9 protein-coding genes are annotated in these 7671 nt (G+C 58.3%); 5 read left to right on the forward strand and 4 right to left on the reverse strand.

Annotated elements, in window-relative coordinates:
• Positions 1-447, forward strand: a 447-nt coding sequence (locus ACIP1X_RS26985; RefSeq protein ID WP_400755797.1) for an outer membrane protein assembly factor BamE, incomplete at its 5' end; no start/stop codon positions are given.
• 60 nt (positions 448-507) lie between these two features.
• Here the strand turns inward: ACIP1X_RS26985 and ACIP1X_RS26990 are convergent.
• The 3 genes from ACIP1X_RS26990 to ACIP1X_RS27000 are packed head-to-tail and all read right to left on the reverse strand — an operon-like array spanning position 508 to position 2660.
• Positions 508-822: an RnfH family protein gene (locus ACIP1X_RS26990; RefSeq protein ID WP_400755798.1), complete on the reverse strand. Its 315-nt coding sequence runs from the start codon at positions 820-822 to the stop codon at positions 508-510.
• Positions 815-1249, reverse strand: coding sequence for a type II toxin-antitoxin system RatA family toxin (locus tag ACIP1X_RS26995; RefSeq protein WP_400755799.1), 435 nt, complete (start codon positions 1247-1249; stop codon positions 815-817). Before ACIP1X_RS26995 ends, ACIP1X_RS26990 begins: the two co-directional genes overlap by 8 nt.
• A 7-nt stretch (positions 1250-1256) precedes the next feature.
• Positions 1257-2660: a sodium-dependent transporter gene (locus tag ACIP1X_RS27000; protein ID WP_053117013.1), complete on the reverse strand. Its 1404-nt coding sequence runs from the start codon at positions 2658-2660 to the stop codon at positions 1257-1259.
• A 119-nt stretch (positions 2661-2779) separates the two neighbouring features.
• Here ACIP1X_RS27000 and smpB point away from each other — a divergent pair, with 119 nt between their 5' ends.
• Complete coding sequence (gene smpB, locus ACIP1X_RS27005; RefSeq protein ID WP_008088297.1) at positions 2780-3262, forward strand: SsrA-binding protein SmpB; 483 nt, start codon at positions 2780-2782, stop codon at positions 3260-3262.
• A gap of 120 nt (positions 3263-3382) precedes the next feature.
• Here smpB and ACIP1X_RS27010 read toward each other — a convergent pair whose 3' ends face one another.
• Complete coding sequence (locus ACIP1X_RS27010; RefSeq protein WP_212544105.1) at positions 3383-4150, reverse strand: FCD domain-containing protein; 768 nt, start codon at positions 4148-4150, stop codon at positions 3383-3385.
• 262 nt (positions 4151-4412) lie between these two features.
• Between ACIP1X_RS27010 and ACIP1X_RS27015 the strand changes: the two genes are divergently transcribed.
• From ACIP1X_RS27015 to ACIP1X_RS27025, 3 genes are all read left to right on the forward strand, one after another.
• Complete coding sequence (locus tag ACIP1X_RS27015; protein WP_400755800.1) at positions 4413-6107, forward strand: lactate permease LctP family transporter; 1695 nt, start codon at positions 4413-4415, stop codon at positions 6105-6107.
• A gap of 150 nt (positions 6108-6257) precedes the next feature.
• Positions 6258-7082, forward strand: coding sequence for a (Fe-S)-binding protein (locus ACIP1X_RS27020; RefSeq protein ID WP_008088292.1), 825 nt, complete (start codon positions 6258-6260; stop codon positions 7080-7082).
• Positions 7079-7671 (forward strand): LUD domain-containing protein (locus tag ACIP1X_RS27025; RefSeq protein WP_400755801.1); only part of this gene is annotated, 593 nt, incomplete at its 3' end. The genes ACIP1X_RS27020 and ACIP1X_RS27025, both read left to right, overlap by 4 nt.

Raw genomic sequence — 7671 nt, forward strand, 5'->3', positions numbered from 1 at the left:
TACAAAATCGACATCCAGCAGGGCAATGTCGTCACGCAGGATATGATAGACCAGTTACGCCCGGGAATGACCCGGCCGCAAGTACGGTTTATTATGGGTAACCCCCTGCTGACCGACACGTTCCATGCCGATCGCTGGGATTACCTGTATAGCCTGCAACCGGGTGGCGGTGAACGCCAACAGGAACGCGTCAGCGTTATCTTCAACTCTAACGACCAGCTTGTCAGCTTGTCCGGTGACTTTATGCCGGGCGTCAGCCGTGACGAAGCCATTCTCGGTAAGGACAGTGGCACTAACGTGACCGCTCCTGCTGAAAACACCGAGAAGCCAGCACCGGAAAAACCGGTCAAGCCAGGTTCCTTGCTGGATCAGATCCAGAAGGACGTCGATGGTGTGGAAACCGTTCCGGTTCCGACACCAGAGCCGCTGGACACCACGCCGCAATAATTTGCGACGCAATAAAAAACCCGGAAATTCCGGGTTTTTTATTGTCTGGCGTTTGGCATCTTAAAGATTTCGGGCTTTTGCCTCAGCTGCTTTGGCCGCACGCAAGCGTCGAACTTCTTTCGGATCGGCGAGCAAAGGGCGATAAATCTCGATGCGCTCCCCCGCCTGAATCACCCGCGAATCGGGATCCGGCACGACCTTGCCGAAAATCCCCAACGGACATTCCGCCAGATTCAACTCAGGAAACTCTTCAGCAATCCCCGAGGCGAGCACCGCAGCACGCACTGTCGTGCCATCTGCCACGCTGACCGTGCCCAGAACCTGGCGATCAACCGCGGCATACACCACTTCTATCTCGATCACCGGCTTAACCATGCATCTGCTTGGCGCGCTGGCAGAACGCATCCACCAACGTGTTGGCAGCCTGATTGAACAGCGGCCCCAACGTCGCACGCACCAGCGGCCCCGCGTAATCGAACGATAAATCCAGGCTGATCTTGCAGGCCTTTTCGTTCAACGCCTTGAATACCCAGACGCCGTGCAACTGGTTGAATGGGCCTTCCTCAAGATTCATCTCGATCGACTGCCCCGGCACCAGTGTATTGCGCGTGACGAAATGCTGACTCAGCCCGCCCTTCGCCACGCCTACACTGGCGCGCATGTGCTCAGGCGAGCTTTCCAGCACCTCGGCCTCCGAGCACCACGGGAGAAATTCCGGGTAACGCGCCACGTCGTTGACCAGGTCGTAAAGGAATTGCGCCGGGTATGGCAACAGGGCTGAGCGTTGAATATGAGTCGTCATGTAAGCGTTACTTCCAGAGCTGAGCGGCAAACACTACAACAATGCCGATTGGCGCCACGTAGCGCATCAAGAACAGAGACAGGGCAAACAATTTCGGGTTGCGGATCGACAACTCGTCACGCACCGCTTCACGCCCCATCACCCATCCGGCGAACAATACAAAACACAGGCCACCGAGCGGCAACATGATCCGCGAGGTGAAGAAATCGATCACACCGAAGAAGTCCAGACCGCTCTTCGCACCCCATTGGTAGAGATGGAACAGACCGTCTTCGTTCACGAAAAATTTGGCTTCCTTCCAGATATTGAAGGAAAACACCGTGCCCAAACCGACGAACCAGCAGGTAAACGCCAACCAGAACGTCACCCAGGCGCGGCTGACTTTGGTGCGTTCAACCAGATACGCCACCATCGGTTCGAGCAAAGAAATCGCCGAACTCCAGGCCGCAACGGCGACCAGCACGAAGAACACCACGCCCATCAATTGGCCGAAGGCTACGTTACCAAAGGCAAATGGCAGGCTGACGAACATCAGGCCCGGGCCTTCGCTCGGGTTCAGGCCGGCGGCGAAGACGATCGGAAACAACGCCAGACCAGCGACCAGCGAGACAAAGGTATCAAGCAGCGCCACGCCGACCACCGTGCCGGACAGCGACGCGTTCTTCGGCATGTACGCGCCGTAGATCATGATCGAGCCGACGCCGACGCTCAGCGAGAAGAACGCGTGGCCCATCGCAGGCAACAGACCGTCGAGGACTTTTTCCGGGTGGAAGTCGAACATGAAATGCACGCCTTCCATGAAATGTCCGGTGGTCATGCTGTAGCCGAGCAGCACCAGCACCATCACAAACAGCAACGGCATCATGATGCGCAGGCTGCGTTCCAGCCCGGCGACCACGCCTTTGGCGATGACGAAGGCGGACAGCAGCATAAAAATCGTGTGCCAAAGTGTCAGGCGCCATGGATCGGCGATGACATTGCCGAAATACGCACCGACTTGATCGGCCGTCGCGCCCTGGAAGTCACCGCGACCCATGTCGACGATGTAATCCAGCGACCAGCCGCCGACCACGCTATAGAAAGACAGGATCAGCAATGCCGTGATCATCCCGGCAAACGCGCCCCACGACCATTTGGCCGAGTGCCCGGCTTCCAGCGCCAATACCTTCAAGGCGTTCGCCGGACTCTGCCGCGCGCGGCGGCCGATCAGGGTTTCAGCGAGCATGACCGGGATGCCGATCAGGGCGATACACGCCAGAAACATCAGTACAAACGCACCGCCGCCGTAGACCCCGACCATGTAGGGGAATTTCCAGATACTACCCAGTCCCACGGCCGAACCGGTCGCGGCGAGTATGAATACCCAGCGGCTAGCCCAACTGCCGTGGACAGAAACCTTGTCTGTCGACATCGTTTATCACGCCCAAGCGTTAGAAAAAGAGGCCGCATTGTCCGGGATTCACTCAACCTGCTCAAGCACGCAGCATCACCGTAGCCGACGGCCGTTTATCTCCATATAATGCCGCCCCTATGGCTAAACAGAAGAAACACCCAACAGGGACCATCGCGCAGAACAAAAAGGCGCGACACGATTACTTCATCGAGCATAAGTTCGAGGCTGGTCTGGTCCTGGCCGGCTGGGAAGTAAAAAGTCTGCGGGCAAGCAAGCTACAGCTGGTTGACAGCTATGTCCTGCTCAAGGATGGCGAAGCGTGGCTGCTCGGTAGCCACATCACGCCTCTGATGACCGCAAGTACCCACGTCATCGCTGACCCGGTGCGCACACGCAAATTGCTGCTCAACCGCCGCGAGCTGGAAAAGCTTGCCGCGATGGTGCAGCAAAAGGGTTACGCCTGCGTCTGCCTGTCCTGGTACTGGAGCAAGCACATGGTCAAGTGCGAGATTGCTCTGGGCAAGGGCAAGAAGGAATACGACAAGCGTGACACCGAGCGCGAACGCGATGCTGGTCGTGAGCTGCAGCGTGCTGTGCGCAACAAGGGCAAGGAAGATTAATTTCTTCTGCCTTTAAAGCGTATTCGCGAGCAAGCCCGCTCCCACATTTGGAATGCATTTCAAATGTGGGAGCGGGCTTGCTCGCGAAAGCTATGGCAGCATCAACACATAAACAACTGATCACATGCCCTTGCGCCGCTCCGCCCGAGCCATGCGCTGAACCTCCTGCCGCACCTCTTCCAGCACTTCCTGCACATACAAAATGTGTCGGCTGGAGACTTCCCGCGCTTGCTCCGCGCGACCTTCAATAATCGCCAGATACAATTCCCGATGCTGGGTGATCAGCATGTCGCGGGTTTCCGTGCGCTGCTTGTACATGCCGCCGATGTTGGTCACCACGTTGCGCTTGAGCAGATCGAACAAACCACGAATGGTGTGCAGCAACACCGCGTTATGACTGGCTTCGGCAATCGCCAGATGGAATTTCGCATCCGCCGCACCCTCCTCCACCCGACTGACTTCGTCGTGGCGCGAGTAGCAATCCTGCAACTCATCGAACGCCGCCGTCAGCCGTTCACGATCGACGTCCGTCGCGCGCAATGCTGCGTAATAGGCGCACGATGCCTCCAGGGTGTGGCGAAACTCGAGCAAGTCGCGCTGCGCTTCAGGATTGTTTTCGAGCAGATGCAGCAGCGGATCGCTGAACGTTGAGCCCAGGCTTTCCACCACATAATTGCCGCCGCCCTGACGGCTGACCAGCAAGCCTTTGGCCGCGAGCTTCTGAATCGCCTCACGCAATGACGGACGCGATACGCCGAATTGCTCGGCCAGCGTGCGCTCCGCCGGAAGCCGTTCACCGGACTTCAGCGTGCCCTCAAGGATCATCCCCTCGAGTCGCTCGACAATATCGTCAGACAAACGGCGCTGACGTATCTGATCAAACCCCATAACTCACTTCTCCACGATCCCGACCGCTCGCCGGGCTCTCTATTCTGGCCTATCGGCGCCTTGCCGACACCTACCAGACGCCACTTCGTCGAAGCGGATCAGACGCGATCTGCGCTGCACGTTCGACAAAAGTTTTAGGGCGACAAATTGACACACCGATACCGAGGCTTTTACCCTAGCGAACAGCGATTGTAAATTGGTCTTACCAATTAACCAAGAACGCTGACAGTGCCTGACCAACAACAATTAGGGGCCACCCCATATGCAAACCTGGCAACAGCTCTACAGCCCGCTCGGCAGTCTCGGCGTGTCCGCACTCGCGGCCGTCATCCCCATCGTGTTCTTTTTCCTCGCGCTGGCGGTGTTCCGTCTCAAGGGCCACGTGACCGGGAGCATCACCCTCGCCCTGTCGATTGCCGTGGCGATCTTCGCGTTTCAAATGCCGGTCGACATGGCTTTCGCCGCCGCCGGTTATGGTTTCGCCTACGGTTTGTGGCCGATTGCCTGGATCATTGTCGCGGCGGTGTTCCTCTACAAACTGACGGTGAAAAGTGGTCAGTTCGAGGTCATTCGCAGTTCGGTGTTATCAATTACTGACGACCAGCGCCTGCAAGTGCTGCTGATCGGTTTCTGCTTCGGTGCGTTCCTGGAAGGTGCCGCCGGTTTCGGCGCGCCCGTGGCGATTACCGCCGCGCTACTTGTCGGGTTGGGCTTCAACCCGCTGTACGCCGCTGGCCTGTGCCTGATCGCCAACACCGCACCGGTTGCGTTCGGCGCCTTGGGGATCCCGATCATCGTTGCCGGCCAAGTGACCGGGATTGACGCGTTCAAGATCGGCGCCATGACCGGTCGCCAACTGCCGCTGCTGTCGCTGTTCGTGCCGTTCTGGCTGGTATTCATGATGGATGGCCTGCGCGGGGTGCGCGAAACATGGCCGGCTGCATTGGTCGCGGGCCTGAGCTTCGCCATCACCCAATACTTCACCTCCAACTTCATTGGCCCGGAACTGCCGGACATCACTTCGGCGCTAGCGAGCCTGATTTCCCTGACCCTGTTCCTCAAAGTCTGGCAACCGAAACGCGCCGCCGGCGCGCAAATCGCAGGCGCCACTTCCAGCGCTGCGATTACCGCCAGCGTCGGTGGTTTCGGCCAGAAGCGCACCACCGTGGCTTCGCCTTACAGCCTCGGGGAAATTTTCAAAGCGTGGTCGCCGTTCCTGATCCTCACCGTGCTGGTAACGATCTGGACGCTGAAGCCTTTCAAAGCGATGTTCGCCGCTGGCGGCTCGATGTACAGCTGGGTGTTCAACTTTGCGATTCCGCACCTTGATCAACTGGTGATCAAGACCGCACCGATCGTTGCTGCGCCAACCGCGATTCCAGCGGTGTTCAAACTCGATCCGATTTCCGCGACCGGCACGGCGATTTTCTTCTCGGCGCTGATCTCGATGCTGGTGCTGAAGATCAATTTCAAAACTGGTCTGACCACTTTGAAAGAAACCTTCTACGAACTGCGCTGGCCTATTCTGTCGATCGGCATGGTGTTGGCGTTCGCCTTTGTCACCAACTATTCCGGCATGTCCTCGACCATGGCCTTGGTGCTGGCCGGCACTGGCGCGGCGTTCCCGTTCTTTTCGCCGTTCCTCGGCTGGCTCGGCGTGTTCTTGACCGGTTCCGATACATCGTCCAACGCGCTGTTCAGTTCGCTGCAAGCAACCACTGCACACCAGATCGGCGTCAACGATGTCCTGCTGGTAGCGGCCAATACCAGCGGCGGCGTGACCGGCAAAATGATCTCGCCACAATCGATCGCCGTAGCCTGCGCCGCGACCGGTTTGGTCGGCAAGGAATCGGATCTGTTCCGCTTCACCCTCAAGCACAGCCTATTCTTTGCAACGATTGTCGGTCTGATCACTCTGGCTCAGGCCTACTGGTTCACCGGCATGCTGGTGCACTAAACCTACAAGAACCATGGAAAAAACCGACGCCGGTTCGTGATGCCGGCGTCAGCAATTCACCACCCGGTCTGTAAGGCTGCTGAAAGCAACACTCTCTATATTCAGCAGCCTCAGCGGACGGATAACCGGGACCACCCGGAGACACGCCTGATGAGCGAGCTTTTTTACAACGCCGTGCCAAACGCGACCCGTGTGGCACCGCCACTGCCCGAGCCTCGGCAATACCCCAGCGAGAAACCGTCGCGGGTCTACCTGTTCGGTACGTGCGTGGTCGACCTGTTCTACCCCGAAGCCGGGATGGACGCGATCCACTTGCTGGAGCGCGAAGGGATTCGGGTCGAGTACCCGCAAGGGCAGAGTTGCTGCGGTCAACCCGCCTACACCTCGGGTTACACCGAGCAGGCGCGGACGGTAGCGCGCTCGCAACTGGCGCTGTTCGCCGGCGATTATCCGGTGGTGGTGCCGTCGGGTTCCTGCGCGGGCATGCTGCGCGAGCATTACGCCGACTTGTTCAAGGACGAGCCGGACACGTTGAAACAGGTTCAGGCCCTCGCGGCCCGCACCTATGAACTGGCCGAGTTTCTGCTGTTCGTCTGCAAGGTGCAGCTCAAGGACAGCGGCGAACCGGTCAAAGTCGCGCTGCACACTTCGTGTTCGGCACGCCGCGAAATGAACACCCACCTGCACGGTCGCGAGTTGTTGGCGCAGTTGAGCAACGTGGAACGGGTCAACCACGACCACGAAAGCGAATGCTGTGGCTTCGGCGGAACATTCAGCGTCCGTATGCCAGACATTTCCGGCGCGATGGTGGCTGACAAGACCCGCTCGCTTAAGGATTCCGGCGCGCATAAGGTGTTGAGCGCCGACTGTGGCTGTTTGATGAACATCAACGGCGCATTGGAGAAACAAAAAGAAACGCTACGCGGGCAACATCTCGCCAGCTTTCTGTGGCAACGAACCGGAGGTGCGCAATGAGCACTTCCGCGATTATTCCTACGGTCGCCGTAGAAGAAGATTTCCGCACCCGGGCCCACAACGCCTTGGGTGATCAGCAGTTGCGGAACAACTTCCGCACTGCGATGGATTCATTGATGACCAAACGGGCAGCCGCTTTCAGCGATGCCCACGAAAGAGAACACTTGCGTGCTCTGGGCAACTCGATCAGAGCCCGCGCGCTCTCCAAGTTGCCCGACCTGCTCGAGCAACTGGAAACAAACCTGACCCGCAACGGTGTGACAGTGCACTGGGCGGAAACGGTGGACGAGGCCAATGGCATCGTCTTATCGATCATCCGTGCTCACGAGGCGCGGCAAGTGATCAAGGGCAAATCGATGGTCAGCGAAGAGATGGAGATGAACCATTTCCTCGAGGCTCAAGGCATTGAATGCCTGGAGTCCGACATGGGGGAATACATCGTCCAGCTCGACCACGAGAAGCCTTCACACATCATTATGCCGGCGATCCACAAGAATGCCGGTCAGGTCGCGTCCTTGTTCCACGACAAACTTGGCGTGGAATACACCAAGGACGTTGACCAACTCATTCAGATCGGTCGCAGAGTCCT

Origin of the sequence: Pseudomonas sp. NPDC088885 (assembly GCF_044750025.1) — a bacterium.
Classification (GTDB): Bacteria; Pseudomonadota; Gammaproteobacteria; order Pseudomonadales; family Pseudomonadaceae; genus Aquipseudomonas; species Aquipseudomonas rustica.